At 40.6% G+C, this 15,792-nt stretch carries 14 protein-coding genes; 10 read left to right on the forward strand and 4 right to left on the reverse strand.

Annotated elements, in window-relative coordinates:
• The first annotated feature begins 5 nt into the window (after positions 1 to 5).
• Both B9N78_RS00970 and B9N78_RS00975 read left to right on the forward strand, forming a co-directional pair.
• The gene (locus B9N78_RS00970) at positions 6 to 1,844 is read left to right on the forward strand and encodes a fumarate reductase flavoprotein subunit (protein WP_085097028.1); all 1,839 of its coding nucleotides are present in this window, start codon (positions 6 to 8) and stop codon (positions 1,842 to 1,844) included.
• A 2-nt stretch (positions 1,845 to 1,846) separates the two neighbouring features.
• The gene (locus B9N78_RS00975) at positions 1,847 to 2,584 is read left to right on the forward strand and encodes a fumarate reductase iron-sulfur subunit (RefSeq protein WP_085097032.1); all 738 of its coding nucleotides are present in this window, start codon (positions 1,847 to 1,849) and stop codon (positions 2,582 to 2,584) included.
• 106 nt (positions 2,585 to 2,690) lie between these two features.
• On the opposite strand, the gene B9N78_RS00980 is transcribed toward B9N78_RS00975, so the two are convergent.
• Positions 2,691 to 3,146 carry a DUF3795 domain-containing protein gene (locus tag B9N78_RS00980; RefSeq protein ID WP_170921346.1) on the reverse strand — a complete coding sequence of 152 codons (456 nt, stop codon included), beginning with the start codon at positions 3,144 to 3,146 and terminating at the stop codon, positions 2,691 to 2,693.
• 22 nt (positions 3,147 to 3,168) lie between these two features.
• The gene (locus B9N78_RS00985; protein ID WP_085097038.1) at positions 3,169 to 3,798 is read right to left on the reverse strand and encodes a YigZ family protein; all 630 of its coding nucleotides are present in this window, start codon (positions 3,796 to 3,798) and stop codon (positions 3,169 to 3,171) included.
• A gap of 181 nt (positions 3,799 to 3,979) precedes the next feature.
• Here B9N78_RS00985 and B9N78_RS00990 point away from each other — a divergent pair, with 181 nt between their 5' ends.
• From B9N78_RS00990 to B9N78_RS01015, 6 genes are all read left to right on the forward strand, one after another.
• Positions 3,980 to 4,324: a DVU0772 family protein gene (locus B9N78_RS00990; protein WP_085097041.1), complete on the forward strand. Its 345-nt coding sequence runs from the start codon at positions 3,980 to 3,982 to the stop codon at positions 4,322 to 4,324.
• 178 nt (positions 4,325 to 4,502) lie between these two features.
• Positions 4,503 to 5,078, forward strand: coding sequence for a hypothetical protein (locus B9N78_RS00995; protein ID WP_137982470.1), 576 nt, complete (start codon positions 4,503 to 4,505; stop codon positions 5,076 to 5,078).
• A gap of 289 nt (positions 5,079 to 5,367) precedes the next feature.
• On the forward strand, positions 5,368 to 6,558 hold the full coding sequence (locus B9N78_RS01000; protein WP_085097044.1) for an aminotransferase-like domain-containing protein: 1,191 nt from the start codon (positions 5,368 to 5,370) through the stop codon (positions 6,556 to 6,558).
• Between the two features lie 161 nt (positions 6,559 to 6,719).
• Positions 6,720 to 8,426 (forward strand): FAD-dependent oxidoreductase, encoded by a 1,707-nt coding sequence (locus B9N78_RS01005; protein ID WP_085097047.1) that lies wholly within the window; start codon positions 6,720 to 6,722, stop codon positions 8,424 to 8,426.
• 276 nt (positions 8,427 to 8,702) lie between these two features.
• Positions 8,703 to 9,098, forward strand: coding sequence for a response regulator (locus B9N78_RS01010; protein WP_085097050.1), 396 nt, complete (start codon positions 8,703 to 8,705; stop codon positions 9,096 to 9,098).
• A 190-nt stretch (positions 9,099 to 9,288) separates the two neighbouring features.
• Positions 9,289 to 9,675 (forward strand): DUF3568 family protein, encoded by a 387-nt coding sequence (locus B9N78_RS01015; RefSeq protein ID WP_085097053.1) that lies wholly within the window; start codon positions 9,289 to 9,291, stop codon positions 9,673 to 9,675.
• A gap of 130 nt (positions 9,676 to 9,805) precedes the next feature.
• On the opposite strand, the gene B9N78_RS01020 is transcribed toward B9N78_RS01015, so the two are convergent.
• Entirely contained in the window at positions 9,806 to 10,000 is a 195-nt protein-coding gene (locus B9N78_RS01020) for a hypothetical protein (RefSeq protein WP_085097056.1), read from the reverse strand.
• 211 nt (positions 10,001 to 10,211) lie between these two features.
• Complete coding sequence (locus B9N78_RS01025) at positions 10,212 to 11,246, reverse strand: esterase-like activity of phytase family protein (RefSeq protein ID WP_085097059.1); 1,035 nt, start codon at positions 11,244 to 11,246, stop codon at positions 10,212 to 10,214.
• Positions 11,247 to 11,424: 178 nt separating this feature from the next.
• Between B9N78_RS01025 and B9N78_RS01030 the strand changes: the two genes are divergently transcribed.
• Positions 11,425 to 14,073, forward strand: a complete 2,649-nt coding sequence (locus B9N78_RS01030; RefSeq protein WP_245805432.1) for a hybrid sensor histidine kinase/response regulator — start codon at positions 11,425 to 11,427, stop codon at positions 14,071 to 14,073.
• Positions 14,066 to 15,532, forward strand: coding sequence for a sigma-54-dependent transcriptional regulator (locus B9N78_RS01035; protein ID WP_085097062.1), 1,467 nt, complete (start codon positions 14,066 to 14,068; stop codon positions 15,530 to 15,532). Before B9N78_RS01030 ends, B9N78_RS01035 begins: the two co-directional genes overlap by 8 nt.
• Positions 15,533 to 15,792: the final 260 nt, after the last annotated feature.

Raw genomic sequence — 15,792 nt, forward strand, 5'->3', positions numbered from 1 at the left:
GCTTGATGCAGACTATCTATAAAGATGTACTGATTATTGGGGCAGGTCTTGCGGGTGAACGTGCTGCTGCGGAAGCCGCGGGAGCCGGACTTACTGCGGTATGCCTTAGCATCGTCCCTGCCAGACGTTCTCACTCCGCAGCGGCAATGGGCGGCATGCAGGCGGCTCTTGCTAATAGCGTAATGGGTGAGGGTGACAGCACTGATGTCCACTTTGCAGATACTGTTAAAGGTTCTGACTGGGGATGTGATCAGGAAGTAGCCCGTCTGTTTGCTGATACTGCTCCTGTTGAAATGCGCCGCCTGTGTGATTGGGGTGTGCCGTGGAACCGAGTTGTTCCCGGTAAATCCAAATATTTTAAGGGCGGTAAACAGTTTGATAAAGAAGAGAAAGAAGAAAAGCGCGGCCTGATTACAGCCAGAAACTTCGGAGGTACTGCCAAATGGCGCACCTGCTACGTTTCTGACGGGACAGGTCATTCTGTTCTTTACACTATGGACAATCGCTGCGCCCAGCTCGGCGTGGAAGTTCATGATAAGGTTGAAGCCATCGCACTGATTCAGGACGGCGAAACCTGTTACGGCGCAATTGCCCGTTCTCTTCGTACCGGTGAACTTATAGCTTATGTTTCTAAAGCTACCATGGTTGCGTCAGGCGGCTTCGGTAAAATATATAAAGCTTCCACAAATGCTGTCATCTGTGATGGAGGGGTACATGGCGCGGTGCTGGATACCGGCGTTGTACCTCTTGGAAATATGGAAGCGGTACAGTTTCATCCTACAGGGATTGTGCCGACTGATATCCTTGTTACCGAAGGGTGTCGCGGTGACGGCGGAACTCTGCTTGATGTTAACGAAGAAAGGTTCATGCACATTTATGAACCTGATAAGGCGGAACTTGCTTCACGTGATGTTGTCGCCCGCTGGATGACTTATCACATGCGCGAAGGTAAGGGTGTTAAGTCGCCTTACGGTGAACATCTCTGGCTTGATATCCGTCATCTCGGTGAAAAGCATATCACAGGTAAACTCCGCGAAGTGTACGAAATATGTACCTCGTTTCTGGGAGTTGATCCGATTCATCAGCTTATTCCGGTTCGTCCTACTCAGCATTACAGCATGGGCGGAGTGCGTACCAATAAAGATGGAGCGGCATACGGACTTAAAGGTCTGTTCGCGGCGGGGGAAGCTTCCTGTTGGGATATGCACGGGTTTAACCGCCTTGGCGGTAATTCTCTTGCTGAAACCGTTGTTGCCGGAGGAATTGTCGGACGTAAAATTGTTGAATTCTTAGAAACTTATGAATGTTCCATCCCTACTGCCGCAATCTCGCAGACTGCCGCTAAACAGCAGCAGCGCATAAGTGATATAATCAGCGGTAAAAACGGCAACGAAAACGTATACAGAATTCGTGAAGCAATGCAGGACGCACTTGATAAAGGCGCGCACGTCTTCCGCACTGAAGAAGGTCTTACAAAATGCGTAACTACGCTTCAGGAAACCTTGCAGCGTGCCAGAAAAGTCGGTCTTCAAACCGATGGATGCGGCGCAAGTCCTGAACTTTCTGCTGCGCTGAAAATAGAAGGGCAGGTTAAACTTGCTCTGTGTGTTGCTTACGGAGCTTTACAGCGGAAGGAATCACGCGGAAGTCACAACCGCGAAGATTATCCGGCCCGTAATGACCGTGATTGGCTTACCAGAACTCTTGCTTACTGGAAGAACCCTGATGATGATCTTCCTACTCTTAAATATGAAGATGCAACACCAAGCTACGAAATCCCTCCGGGAGACCGCGGCTACGGTAAGATGCAGATTATCAGTGCAGACAGTAAGGAGGACAGTTAGCCGTGGGAAGACAACTCAAGTTTAATATATTCAGATTTAATCCTCAGAATCCTGAATCTGTACCTCATATGGAATCTTTTTCTTTGGATGAGACTGACAGCATGACGCTTTTTATTGCTTTGAACCGTATCCGTGAAGAACAGGACGGCTCATTGCAGTTTGACTTCTGTTGCCGCGCGGGAATTTGCGGTTCCTGCGCAATGGTGATTAACGGTAGGCCCGGGCTTGCCTGTCATACAAAGACTAAAGATCTTGATCCTGAGATTACCTTAACTCCTCTTCCTGTTTTTAAGCTGGTAGGGGATTTGTCGGTTGATACCGGAACATGGTTCAGAGCAATGTACAACAAAGTCGAGTCATGGATTCATACAGATAAAGAGTTTGATCAAGGCGCAATTGAAGATCCTATGGAAAATGATGTTGCGGAAAGTATTTATGAACTTGACCGTTGCATTGAGTGCGGATGCTGCGTTGCTGCTTGCGGAACAGCGCGTTTGCGGGATGACTTTATGGGGGCTACAGCTCTTAACCGTTTAGGTCGGTTTATAATCGATCCTCGCGATAAACGTTCGGATAGAGAGTATTTTGAGGTTATCGGTTCTGACGAAGGAATTTTCGGATGCATGGGGCTGCTTGCCTGTGAAGATGTCTGCCCGAAAAATCTGCCGCTCATGAATCAGCTTAGCTACTTACGTCGCAAGATGGGAATTGTAGCAATTAAGCAGATGTTCACTAAGTAAAAGTAAGTGCTACAACTTGAATAGTAAAAATCCCGACAGGTTGCTCCTGTCGGGATTTTTATTTGGAAAACTGAGTATTATTTAAGAGGTCATAATAATTAAATGACTATTTCTGCCAGATGTAAAAATTGCCCCGTTTCTCCATTGCCTTATCAATTCCGTTCTTTTTGATTTTTCTGATATTATTTTTCGGCATTTCACCGCAACGCGGTTCCAAAAGAGCAAATTTATCGCATTCGTCTACCTCGGAGCAATCCCAGCACCCTTCATAATTTTTAGAAATACAGCATTCCATGATTTTGCAGGGTACGCCCGAACAGCCACCGCCTGTGCGACAAGTCTGATTACACTCAGTTTCAGCTAAGGCCGTTAATACTGTTTCAAATTCTTCATACTTCTTGAACTGTTCACCAAATGGACTTTTGATCTTTGCGTACTTGTCAAACTCAATACTTGTAAGATGATCTTTCAACGATTTAGCATATACACTATATTTGTTTTTGTAGTGAATACAGTCAGGACAAAATATTCCACAATAAGCAGTATTGTTTTTTGATTTCATTTTATAACTCTTTCTGTATAGCTCAAAGCCAGATATCATTTTCATCGATCATGATTTCTGCTGTACCGTTAGTTTCTTCAATCACAGTCTTTGTAAAGTTTTCCACCTGATCAGATGGCATGACCAGTGTAAAAGTAATGCCGCTACCGAAGGTTTGATCTTCAATTTCGGCGGAAAATTCATCAAGCATACGGCGGAGCAATCCTTCCTGCGCGTAGCTTATATCAAGTGTTACAATGCGCATCGGTACTTTCATTACAACTTTAAGAGACTCTAGCCCTTGCTGTACCGCCCCTGAATACGCCCGGACCAATCCACCTGTGCCAAGCAGTATCCCTCCGAAATATCTTGTTACAACCGCTGCAATATCCCCGATTCCGCTTCCTTGCAGCACTTGCAGCATCGGCTTTCCTGCCGTTCCTTGCGGTTCTCCGTCATCACTCATTCCCATATCACCTGTTTGCGAAGGTCCGGCAATAAACGCGGAGCAGTGGTGCCGTGCATCAGGAAATTCTTTTTTAATCAATGCAATAAATTCTTTAGCTTCATCACGGCTTTGCACGCGGCGGATGTCGCAAATAAATCTGCTTTTTTTAATTATTTCTTCTGTGCGCTGAGGAGCTTCAGGCACAGGGTAAGCTTTATTTTCCATGGCGTAATATAATATTGATTTATTTAGTGTATGAATAAAACTAAGTTTTAACTGATTCTTCGCTGATACTTTAAGACTCTTTTAATTTAAAGCTATTTTTGACTTGACTTATTAATAGTAATAGTTACTATTTAATCAAGGTAGATGGAAAACGAGCTAAATTGATAATAAGGAGAAAGTCATGGGAAGCCTAAGCGAATATAGAAACTGGGACATAGATTGGGAAATGACTCCGGAAGATGCCGTGATGTTATATTTGGAGTGGGGTAACCATCCTTGGGATAGTAAGTTTACCCCGGTAACGTCTAAGAATGACTATACAAACTATTTCACCGTTTATATGTGGGATGACAGGCCGAGAGTCCTTTTTGTCCGCAGAAATTCGGAAGAAGCCCGCGAGCTTTTAAGTATTGATCTGCCTAAGGATATTGCAGAAAGATTCAGAAAGTCTGTCAGCGGACTAAAGGGTAATTATCCTATTAATGCAGAAGTCAGAGAATGGATTGAAAATCAAATGAATAATTAGCTCCCATCTCCTTATTACCTCGCCTCAGAAAGGGAGAGCGGTTACGCCGCTCTCCCTTTCACTTAAAATGGCATATATATTCTTAGAATTGTCTGGCAAAACATCTTCTCTATGTGCTAATACTTTAATAGTGGACTTTATAAACTAAAAAATACTTTTTACTTAAAGGAGAAACCTTATGAAATGTGAAAGAACCAAGTATTGCAGCAGGTTTATTTTAGTTACTGTTATTTTGTTTGCTTTTTTTGTTTCCGGCTGCGCTAAAAAAAATGTTCCGCTTAAAGCTACAATTACAGTTGCTGAAGTAGAAAATGCGCAGAAACAGTGGGCTGATATGCTTATTGAAGTTGGAAAGATTCATTCTGAAAAGGGAGATTATAAAGCTGCCGCTCAAAATCTGATCAATCAACTTTATGCATATAATTATGAAAAAGGTGTAGTTTTATTCAAGCCGACCAAGGCAAAAATTCATCCATATCGTAAGACAGTTGAAGGAGCTCTTTCTTATTTCGTAGGTGAAAATCCAGAATTCAGTGAAGACACAGGTTTCGCTTTAGCTCCATGGGTTGATATAAAGTTTAAAAATGATGAAATGTATATGCACGGCGATATGGCTATAGCGATGGGTGAATACTTTTTTACCGATGCAAAAGGTAATATGGCAAAGGTTGAATATACATTCGGATATATAAAGGATGCCAACGGTGCTTTGAAAATTGTTCTGCACCATTCATCACTTCCGTATCAGGGTTAATTTATTACCGAACACGATTAGCAAGAAACGTATTTAGCAGTTTAAACTACTTATAGTCAGTAATAGAAAAGCAAAATGCACCTGTATTTTATATATAGGTGCATTTTGTCGCTTGTGTTCCTAAAAAAAATAAGTAGGATATTTATTCGATTGATTATTGAATCTAAATATTTATTTAACTACATAAAATTGCTGACAATTCTTTCGGGAGCAGTTTCTGAAAGGCATGAGCTGGGGTTCTGGAATACATGCTTTAGATTGCGGCGTTATGATTTTTAAGGAGGCTCGGATGCCTGTTAAATTTGCCGATCGGATGTCTACTGTCCACAGATCTTTCATTCGCGAAATACTTAAAGTAACAGAAGATACATCTATTATTTCTTTTGCTGGCGGTTTGCCGAATCCTGAACTGTTCCCTGTTTCAGAATTAGAAGCTGCGGCTGTGGCTGTTTTACAAGAAGCAGGTCCTCAGTCTTTACAGTATTCAACTACAGAAGGTTATCTTCCTTTGCGTAAGTACATTGCTGCCCGCTATAAGGAAAAGAAAGGAATTGAAGTTGATGCTGATGAAATCATCATTACTACCGGATCACAGCAGTGCCTTGATCTGCTGGGTAAAGTTTTCATTGATGCCGGAGATAAAGTTATAATTGAACGCCCAGGCTATCTTGGAGCAATTCAATCTTTTTCAATGTTTCAGGCTGAATTTATAACTGTAGGTCTTGAAGATGACGGTCCTGATCTTAAAGAGCTTGAAGCCGCTTTAGACCAAGACAATGTTAAAATGTTTTATGCTGTTACAAATTTCCAAAATCCTTCAGGTCTTACCTATAGCGATGCAAAGAGAGCTGCTGTAGCTAAACTTATGAAGGGACGTGATACAATTTTTGTTGAAGATGATCCTTATGGAGAACTTCGCTTTAAGGGTGAATCTCATCCTCCTGTAGTCAGAGGATATCTTGATGAAGGAGGTATTCTGCTGGGTTCATTCTCCAAGGTTGCGGCCCCGGGGTTCAGGCTCGGCTGGATAGTTTGCGGCGGCGAAACCCGCGATAAACTTATTATAGCCAAGCAGGCTTCAGACCTTCATACAAGTACTTTTAATCAGCATCTCGTTTACAGATATGTTACGGATAATGTTCTGGATGATCATATCGAAAAAATCAGGGCTCGTTATGGTAAACAAAGAGATGTTATGGTTGAGAGTATTAAAAAATATTTCCCGGCCGAAGTTAAAGTTACTGAACCTGAAGGCGGAATGTTTTTGTGGGTGACTCTTCCGGAATCTTCATCTGCCATGGACTTTTTCGATGAAGCAATAAAAAATAAAGTTGCTTTTGTTCCCGGACGTCCTTTCTATGTTGATGGAAGCGGTGAAAATACTCTTCGTCTCAATTTTTCAAACTCAGACGAAGAACGCATTGTCGAAGGGATTAAACGCTTGGGAACAGGCTTAAAGAACTTCATCGCCAAGGCTTAATATTCAGGTGATAATGTTTTTTTTTGAGGAGGTGCAGGTTACTTAATCTGCACCTCCTCTTGCATTTATGTCTTAAAGTGATTAATTCCTAAGCCAAAGACAAACCCCTTCTAATAATATCGTTTTAGAAGTTATGTTAATCATAAACCAGAGGATCGATCATGTCAGAACATGTAGTTGTCATAGGTGCTGTTGCGCTTGGGCCTAAAGCGGCTTGCCGTTTTAAACGACTCAGACAGGATGCTAAGGTCATTCTCATCGATAGAGATGATGTATTTTCTTACGGCGGTTGCGGAATACCTTATTTTGTTTCCGGTGATGTTTCTGAATCAAGTGCTCTTCGTACCACCGCTTTTCACATGGTAAGGGATGAACCATTTTTTAAAGATATCAAAGGTGTTGATGTCCTTTCCAGCACGGAAGCCACCAAAATAGACCGTGATAAAAAACAGGTTCATATTACGAACTTGAAGACCGGCGAAAAGAGTGTGCTTGATTACGATAAACTCGTAATCGGAACCGGAGCTACCCCACGAAAATTAAACCTTCCCGGCGAAGAACTGGAAAATGTGTATTGTGTAGGCAATATGCATGATGCTGAAAAAATTAAACAAGGCATCACCGAAGGCAAGTTTAATAAAGCAGTCGTTGTGGGAGCCGGGTTTATCGGCCTTGAAATGGCGGAAGCTTTTTCTGATATGTGGGGAATTGAAACAACTGTTGTTGAAATATTTAATCAGATTTTACCCCGCGTAGTAAGCCCCGTAATTGCGAAGATGGGGCAGAATCATATGACAGAGCAGGGTGTTGCATTTAAACTCGGTCAGACGGTTACCCGTATTGAAGGTAACGGTAAAGTTGAACGGGTTGTAACCTCTGACGGCACAATAGAAGCTGATCTAGTAATCATTTCAGCAGGTGTTATTCCTAATGACAAGCTTGCACGCGAATGCGGACTTGATTGCAGTGAACGCGGTGGAATTCTTGTTGATGAAACCATGCGCACTTCTGATCCTGATATTTTTTCAGGCGGTGACTGCGTTGTAATCAAAAATGCTGTAGATGATTCTCCGTTCTTCCTGCCCATGGGGTCTATGGCAAATAGGCAGGGCCGCATTATCGGCAGCAATCTTGCCGGGCGTAATGATAAATTCCCAGCCGCAGCAGGTTCATTTGTCGTTAAATTATTTGAAAAGTCTATTGCAGGAACCGGTTTCAGTCTCGGCTCTGCTAAACAGGCCGGATTTGATGCTATCAGCGTAATGCTTATTATGGCAGACAGAGCACACTTTTATCCTGTTAAGGATATGATGACTCTTGAAATGATCGTTGATAAAGCCACCCGTCGTGTGCTCGGACTGCAAGGTTTTGCTTCAAGCGGCGATGCAATGGTCGGCCGTATCAATGCCGTAGCCGGTTTGATGAAATTTAAACCTACAGTTGAAGATATCAGTAATCTTGAGGTTGCATACTCACCACCGTTTGCTTCCGCAATGGACGTTCTAAATGCTATAGCAAATATGGCTGATAATGCCCTCGCAGGGCTGAATCACGGGCATGGTCCTGATACTTTTGCGCAGTACTGGGCGGACCGTGAATGCGGTGATTATTGCTTCCTTGATGTCCGCGAACATGCTGATGCTGAGCCGTTCCTGGAAAAATATCCTGAGCATTGGCATAACATTCCGCAGGGTGAAATACCTGCTCGTTTTGAAGAACTTCCTAAAGATAAAAAAATTGTTCTTGTCTGCAATACAGGTGGACGCTCTTATGAAGCGCAGGTAATGCTTGACGGTTTAGGCTTTGATCAGGTGCTCAACACTCAGGGCGGAATGGCTGTAATTAAAGCTTGGGGTGTTGATATTTAGCAATATCCGCATTGCGGATGTGTTAATTTCAGGATGAGATCATCCCTCAGTTACTATTAAGGTTCAAGATCTGATTTGCAAAAAAAGTTTAGATCTTGAACCTTTTTTTGCTATAATTTATGCGTTTTCATTATCAGTAATTTGATGACACTTAGTAGCTGTTTATTATGCATTCATTATTGCTATGCATTTCTATTTGGTATAATGTATAAACAATACTGCTGGTTTAGTTTTTTCTAATTTAGTTTTAATCATGAACGGTTGAAGAGAGGGATTATGAGGTTTCTAATTATTGATGACGACGAAACCGTCCACATGTACCTGACGCAGCTGTTAGAACCATATGCTCGCTGTGAAACTGTTTTTAACGGTACAGAGGCTATAGAAGCTTTTAAGAAGGCTGTTAAGGACAATGATCCTTTTGATACTGTTTTTATGGATATCCTGATGCCGGAAATGGATGGACACGCTGCTACGAAAAAGCTTCGTGACCTTGAAAATGAATTGGGGATTCAAGGTCCTGATGAGTTTAAGCTAGTCATGATCACTTCTCTGAATGATACTAAAAACGTGAGTCAGGCTTTTTTTAGAGGTTACGCAAGCTGTTATATAGTGAAGCCTTTCAGCAAGGTCAGGGTGCTAAATGAACTTCGCGAAAATAATATTCTATAGCTTGAAAGAGTATTAAGATTTTGAAAGTGCATCCGGATATTACGTGTGCACTTTTTTTGTGCTGAATATATCGATTTATTAAGATGGTCAGTTCGCTTTGTGTGAGCTGTCAATTGAAGCAGTAATGGGTACATGTTCATTCCCATTATTGATTGAGCTAAAATGTGTTTTTCTGATTAGGAGATTAGTAATGTCAGCAAAAAAGATTACCACGTTCTTTATATGTGCAGTAATGGTTTTGTCACTTTCAGGATGTGCCGCCGTTTTACTCGGCGGAGCAGCAGCGGGAGGAACATACGTATATGTGGCCGGTCAGGCTAAACGTCAATATAATTCAAGCTTAAGCTCTACTTATACCGCAACAATTAAAGCGTGCAAGGGACTTGGTTTAAAGATTGAAAGTAATAAAAAAAGGTTAAGTGATGCCTCGATCAAGGCCCGTGATGTTGATACAACTGTATACATAAGTTTGGAAAGTGTCTCATCCAAGACTACGAATGTTTCAGTCAGGTATGGTATGCTGGGAGATGAACAGGCTTCAGCTAAAATTCTATCTGCAATAAACAGTAATTTTTAGCTTCTCTGAATTTTTATAAATACAACAAAGATTAAAAAAATCCCCCCTTTTGAATTTAATTGTCAAAAGGGGGGATTTTCTCTTAATTGAGATAGTTCACAGGTAATTTGTTGTCGAATTTCATCCATATCTATTTACTGCTCCTTGCTGATTCCATTTGATGAAAATCAGCTCCCATAATATTTGCACGGTCATCTTGATGAACATTCCAGTTTTCACTGTTAAGTGTAAATAGTTCACAATTTTTTGGTACTTCTTTGATCTTCTGATCCTTTTTAATGATGATTTTGGGTTTTGGATACGAGGTTGTTTTGCTCTTTTTCATACTACCCTCATTTGTTGGATGGTTAGTTAGATGCAGTTACAATATAACTCTTCAGAGAGGGCAGAACAACATCTATTTTATTTAAATTTGAATGAAATCAGGATCTGATTGTAATATATAAGTAAATAATCATATTTTGTATAACTGGATAAAATAACTATACAAAGTATAAAGTAAAATAAAAATTAATAATTACAGTCAGTTTTAACTATTACTTTTTATTACTTTTTCCCATCTCAAACATCATCAGAATTGTACGTTGCATCGGTGAGTAGTTGTCATCTGAAATTATATAGATAAAAGTCCTGCCATCGTCTGTTGTTATGGTGTCCAAACCTTCAAAGTTGTCCAATGGCAGCAAGCCGTGAAGCTCAATAAGTTGTTTCGGGAGGAGCTTTGTTCCGGATTTAAATTCTGGTTTTTTAATAATACAAAGCCTTATTTTTAATGAAACAGGTTTTATAAAGCTGCGTTCAAGTGTAAGAATGTCGCCTCCAGGAAGAGTCGCAACTGAAGTCGGTCTATAGTCCGGTTGTCTCTGGTACTCCATTTCTATCCAGTCCTTATCAATTCCCACAGCCGCATATGATGGTTTTTCATAGTCTGTTTCACCTTCAGCTATTAATAAAATTCTGCCGTCAGGTAGTAATGTTATGGATTCAATCCCACCATTTTTAGGCAGTTCTTTCATATGTTCAGGCTGACTCATTCTGGAAGGTGTGCCTGAAAGCTCAAATAGATTTGAAGATTTGTATTTGTTGATCCTGTGCCTGCGTTCAAAAGCTACCAGAAATCCGGATCCCGGGGCTCTGCTTAATGCTTCTGCGTCGGCATTATATTTTGAGCTGAGAGTTTTTCCTTCGATGCTTAAAAGTTGCCCAAGTTGTGCCTCAGGTTTAATCCCGATTAAAAATTCATTATTATTGTATATCATTTCCCCTTTCACCCAAAATCCCATATCTGAAACAGCTAAAAAAGATTTTCGATCTTTGCTGACCAGCATATCGGACAGCCCTCCAAAAGCAGGGTGAACGCATTCCAGAATTATTGCCCCTTTATATTTTAAGCCTGCAACGTTTAAATCGACATGATCTGTCTCATGGGGGCCAACTTGCTTTGAAGTGAGTTTTATATCAATCGGATTGCTCTTTGGCTGCTCCGGCTTATTAAGTTTTGCAGAAACTCCAAAAGTCAGTGATATTAGCATGCAGGCTGTTATTATTAGAAATATTATTGTTTTCTTCATTGGTTCTCCTGTAATTGAGATGGCTCAATCGTTATCATGCAAATGATGCGAATGTATAGGATGGTAATTGCGGTATAGTTCTTGTATAGTAGGAAAAGTTGGGTTTGATGCTTTAAATTTTAATTTTAAACCAAAAATAGCTGTTTTTAATATACAGATAAACTGGAGAGCAAAACAAGTGAGATATTTCGTCTCTGCATTTGCACTAATAATCATAATATTTTCGTCAACATTTTCTATGGCGGAAATCGAGAAGAAAAATGTCCTTTTTCTTAATTCATATCAAAACGGCTACGCATGGTCAGATGATATTTTAGCCGGAATCAGAGAAGTTTTTCGCGATAGTAATATTAATATCGATCTGCATATTGAATATATGGATACGAAACGTTTTAAAGGGGACGAATTTACGGAAATTCTTCATTCGTATTACGCATTTAAGTATAAAAATTACAAGTTGTCAGCCATTGTTGTTTCAGATAACGCTGCGCTGAATTTTATGCTGAAATATAAGGATAGTTTTTTCCCTGAAGTTCCGGTGATTTTCTGTGGTATTAATGATTTTAAGCCGGAACTTATTGCTGGCTTAGACAATTACGGCGGAGTTCTTGAAAATCCTGATATTGCTGCCAATGTCAATCTTGCACTTAAATTTAATCCAGATGTTAAAAAGATTACTGTTGTCGGAGATAATTCTGTTACTTCGCGAGCAATCGTTCATCAGATTGAAAACGCTGCACCATTATTTGCCGGGCGGCTGACTTTTGAATATTGGAATGATCTTACGTTGTCTGAACTGCTTAGAAAATCTAGGGCAATGGGCCGTGATAATATCCTCCTCTTTACGCCTTTTTACAAAGGAGCTCACGGCGAACTTTATTCCGCAGAAGAAGTACTTCAGATAATATCGGACAATTCTCCTGTCATGGTTTTCAGCGTATGGGAGTTTCTTCTCGGGCATGGGATAGTTGGAGGTAAGCTTCTTTCCGGCCAAGATCAGGGACGGCAGGCAGCTAAAATGGCTGTTGAAGTTTTAAAAACAGGTAAGATACCAAAAGAAAGAGTAATTATGGGCACAAGTGAGTACTTTATGTTTGATTATAAGGTACTAAAAAAATTTCACATTAAAGAAAGTCTGTTGCCTGAAGACAGTGTTCTTATAAATGGCCCGGATTACTTTTATAAGCTGAACAAACAGGTTTTTTGGACTATCATTGTTTCGTTGTTTGCACTTAGTATTACTCTAATCTTTTTAGTTATTTCTATTTTGCAGCGCAGAAAAGTTGAAAAAAGAATAACGGCTCAATTGTCTTTTCAGGAAATTCTTATGGATACCATACCTCTGCAAATTTGCTGGAAAGACAAAAAGCAGCGGTATTTAGGAGCAAACAGATCATTTACAGATTTCTTTGAAATGGGTTCGCCGTCGGCAATTATCGGATTGGATGATTTTATACTTAAGCCTGACGAGGAATTTGCAAAGGAATCAGCCAAATGGGATCAACAAGTTATCGAAACTGGCAATCAGCGGTTGCGTATCAGCTGGGCAATGTCTCGTGAAGGTGGTGACCCTGTCTGGCTGGAAATCAATAGAGTTCCGCTTTATAACGAAAAAGGTGATGTTGTCGGTACTCTTTCTACCGCTCAGGATGTCACACGCAGAGTCAACCTTGAAAAGCAGCTTCTTCAGTCGCAAAAAATGGAAGCAATAGGAACACTTGCGGGTGGTATTGCGCATGATTTCAACAATATTCTTACTTCCATCATCAATTCCATTGAACTTGCGATGAATGACGTGAAAGAAGGAACCCTAACGTGGAAGGATCTGGACCGCGCGGTAAAAGCCGCTCAACGCGGAAGCCGTGTCGTTAAACAGATTCTGACCTTCAGCCGTCCTTCACAGGAAGGTATCAAGCCAACTGATATTAGTGATGTTGTTCGTGAAACGGTCGATTTTATTAAGGCTTCATTACCAAGAAATATCATGGTCACTGCGAATATACCTGAAGATGCACCTTTGATCATGGCTGACCCTACTCAGATTCATCAGGTCATAATGAATCTGTGCACCAACTCCTTTCAATCGTTGAGGGATAGCGGCGGGCAAATTGAAGTTTCTCTTAGAACCGTAGATGTTGAAGATGAACAAGGTCAGTTTATGCGTGTTAAGCCCGGGAAATATATAGAGTTAGAAATTTCTGATAACGGGCCTGGAATTCCTGTTGAAATATTGGATAAGATTTTTGATCCATTTTTTACAACCAAGGGTAAAGCAGAGGGAACCGGTCTTGGACTTGCTGTTGTGCATGGTTTAATCAAAGGACATGGCGGCGGTGTGACTGTAAACAGTCTGCCAGACGTTAAAACAAGTTTTGAAATATATCTGCCTGTTACGGGACAGCTTAGAAATGTGGATAATACGAGCTATGGTCCCTTGCATCTTGGTCAGGAAAGTATACTTTTTGTTGAGGATGATGAAGATCAGCTTGAAACAACTCCTAGAATCTTAGAAAGTCTCGGATATACTGTTACTGCACTTTCATCACCTGCTGAGGCATTCAGGCAGGTTAGTGTCGCCCCTGATAAATTTGATTTAATTATAACTGACTATGATATGCCGGAAACAAACGGTTTGGATCTTGCCAAAGATATTCAAAATATTGCACCGACAATACCTGTTCTCATTGTATCAGGTAGACGAAATTTTTTAAATGTTGCTTCTGAAGTTAAAAATGTCAGGAAAGTTCTGATGAAACCATATAGTAAAAATATAATTGCAGACGCTATTAGAGAAGTTCTGTTGTCCACGGAGAAAATTGATGGGTAGAATTCTTATAATAGACGATGATGTACAGGTTTGTGAAACAATTCAAAGTCTTATCGTTAGGTCGGGCCATGAAGGAGATTACGCGCAAACATTATCTCGCGGAATGGATAAAGTTGAAACCGGAATTTTTGATCTCGTTTTTTTAGATATATCTTTGCCTGACGGTAATGGTTTAGATTTTCTGTCACGCATAAAGGAATCGTCCGGGCAGCCTGAAGTCATTATTCTTACCGGTAAGGGGGATGATGATGGAGCAGAGCTCGCGATTCAGGGCGGAGCATGGGATTTTCTTGTAAAGCCGTCTTCTATTAAACAGATATCGCTTTCTATGAGCAGGGCACTGGCTTTTCATGCTGAAAAGAAAAACAGAGCTCAGTTAGTTGCGCTTAATTTAGATGATATTGTCGGTAAAAGCCCCGAAATAAAAAGCTGTTATGATCTTATAGCCCATGCGTCCGGATCTGATGCAAACGTGTTGATCACGGGCGAAACCGGGACAGGTAAGGAACTTTTTGCACGTACAATTCATGATAATTCAAGACGTGCCAAAAATAATTTTGTTGTGGTGGATTGTGCCTCTCTAACTGAAAATCTGGTCGAAAGTACTTTATTCGGGCATAAGAAAGGATCATTTACAGGTGCGCAGGCGGATCACAAGGGGCTTATTCATTTAGCGGATAAGGGCACGCTGGTACTTGATGAAGTAGGGGAGATGTCCCTTTCGGTGCAAAAATCTTTTTTGCGTGTGTTACAGGAAAGAACTTATCGTCCGGTCGGTGAAAATAAAGAATTCAAAAGTGATTTCAGATTAATAGCTGCTACGAATAGAGATCTCGAAGCAATGGTTGCCAAAGGAGAATTTCGTCAGGATCTTTTATACCGCATTCAGACTATTCATATAATTTTACCGCCGCTTAGATCAAGAAGCGGAGATATCCGTGAGCTTACTGATTTTTATCTGCGGAGGCTTCGCACTCAGTATGGAGTACCGCCTAAAGTTGCAAATTCTGATTTTTATGATGTTTTAGATAATTATGAATGGCCGGGTAACGTTCGCCAGCTGTTCAATGTCGTAGAGCAGGCTTTTGTTGCAAGCGGTAGCGGGAATACCATTTATGCTATGCATCTATCAGATAATTTGCGAATCAAAATGGCAAAATCTAACCTTAAAAAAACTGAATCCTCTCTAAGTGCAGGTTCTGATAGTCTTGACGAGAATCTAGCACAAGAGGCTGGAAAAAATGATGGATCTATTGAATCCACAGTTTCAGCAGCGGCTTCAGATCTTTTTTCAAGTGAATTGCCCTCACTGAAAATATTTAAAGGTCTTGCGGAAAAGAAATACCTTGAAGAACTGTTACGCAGGTATCATGGTGAAATTTCTGTAATCTTGGATGTTTCAGGGCTTTCGCGCTCACATTTCTATGCTTTGCTCAAAAAATATGAAATCAGTTATTAATTGTTAATTGTGAAATATAATTAGATTCTTAGCTGTCTGTTTTTTAGGATTTGCCCCTGTCTTGTTTTTAGGACAGGGGTTTTTATGTTTTTTTATAGCTGTTTACAAAATCAAATAATAATGTTTTATGTCATTTCTGCATTATTCGGGGAGTTTTATTTTGTGAAAATCAGCTCTCAGTCTGTTTTTTAGGACAGTTGTTGATGAGTTATTACTGTTTTAAGAGTAAATTGTATGTAACTATTTGATTTGTAACACTT

It is taken from the genome of Desulfovibrio gilichinskyi (assembly GCF_900177375.1).
Lineage (GTDB): Bacteria > Desulfobacterota > Desulfovibrionia > Desulfovibrionales > Desulfovibrionaceae > Maridesulfovibrio > Maridesulfovibrio gilichinskyi.

Bases quoted from the DNA above. Each gene is read 5' to 3' on its own strand.
- B9N78_RS01015 (WP_085097053.1), top strand. From the start codon at position 9,289: ATGTCAGCAAAAAAGATTACCACGTTCTTTATATGTGCAGTAATGGTT.
- B9N78_RS01010 (WP_085097050.1), top strand. From the start codon at position 8,703: ATGAGGTTTCTAATTATTGATGACGACGAAACCGTCCACATGTACCTG.
- B9N78_RS01000 (WP_085097044.1), top strand. From the start codon at position 5,368: ATGCCTGTTAAATTTGCCGATCGGATGTCTACTGTCCACAGATCTTTC.
- B9N78_RS00980 (WP_170921346.1), bottom strand. From the start codon at position 3,146: ATGAAATCAAAAAACAATACTGCTTATTGTGGAATATTTTGTCCTGAC.
- B9N78_RS00970 (WP_085097028.1), top strand. From the start codon at position 6: ATGCAGACTATCTATAAAGATGTACTGATTATTGGGGCAGGTCTTGCG.
- B9N78_RS01005 (WP_085097047.1), top strand. From the start codon at position 6,720: ATGTCAGAACATGTAGTTGTCATAGGTGCTGTTGCGCTTGGGCCTAAA.
- B9N78_RS01025 (WP_085097059.1), bottom strand. From the start codon at position 11,246: ATGAAGAAAACAATAATATTTCTAATAATAACAGCCTGCATGCTAATA.
- B9N78_RS00985 (WP_085097038.1), bottom strand. From the start codon at position 3,798: ATGGAAAATAAAGCTTACCCTGTGCCTGAAGCTCCTCAGCGCACAGAA.
- B9N78_RS00995 (WP_137982470.1), top strand. From the start codon at position 4,503: ATGAAATGTGAAAGAACCAAGTATTGCAGCAGGTTTATTTTAGTTACT.
- B9N78_RS00990 (WP_085097041.1), top strand. From the start codon at position 3,980: ATGGGAAGCCTAAGCGAATATAGAAACTGGGACATAGATTGGGAAATG.
- B9N78_RS01020 (WP_085097056.1), bottom strand. From the start codon at position 10,000: ATGAAAAAGAGCAAAACAACCTCGTATCCAAAACCCAAAATCATCATT.
- B9N78_RS01035 (WP_085097062.1), top strand. From the start codon at position 14,066: ATGGGTAGAATTCTTATAATAGACGATGATGTACAGGTTTGTGAAACA.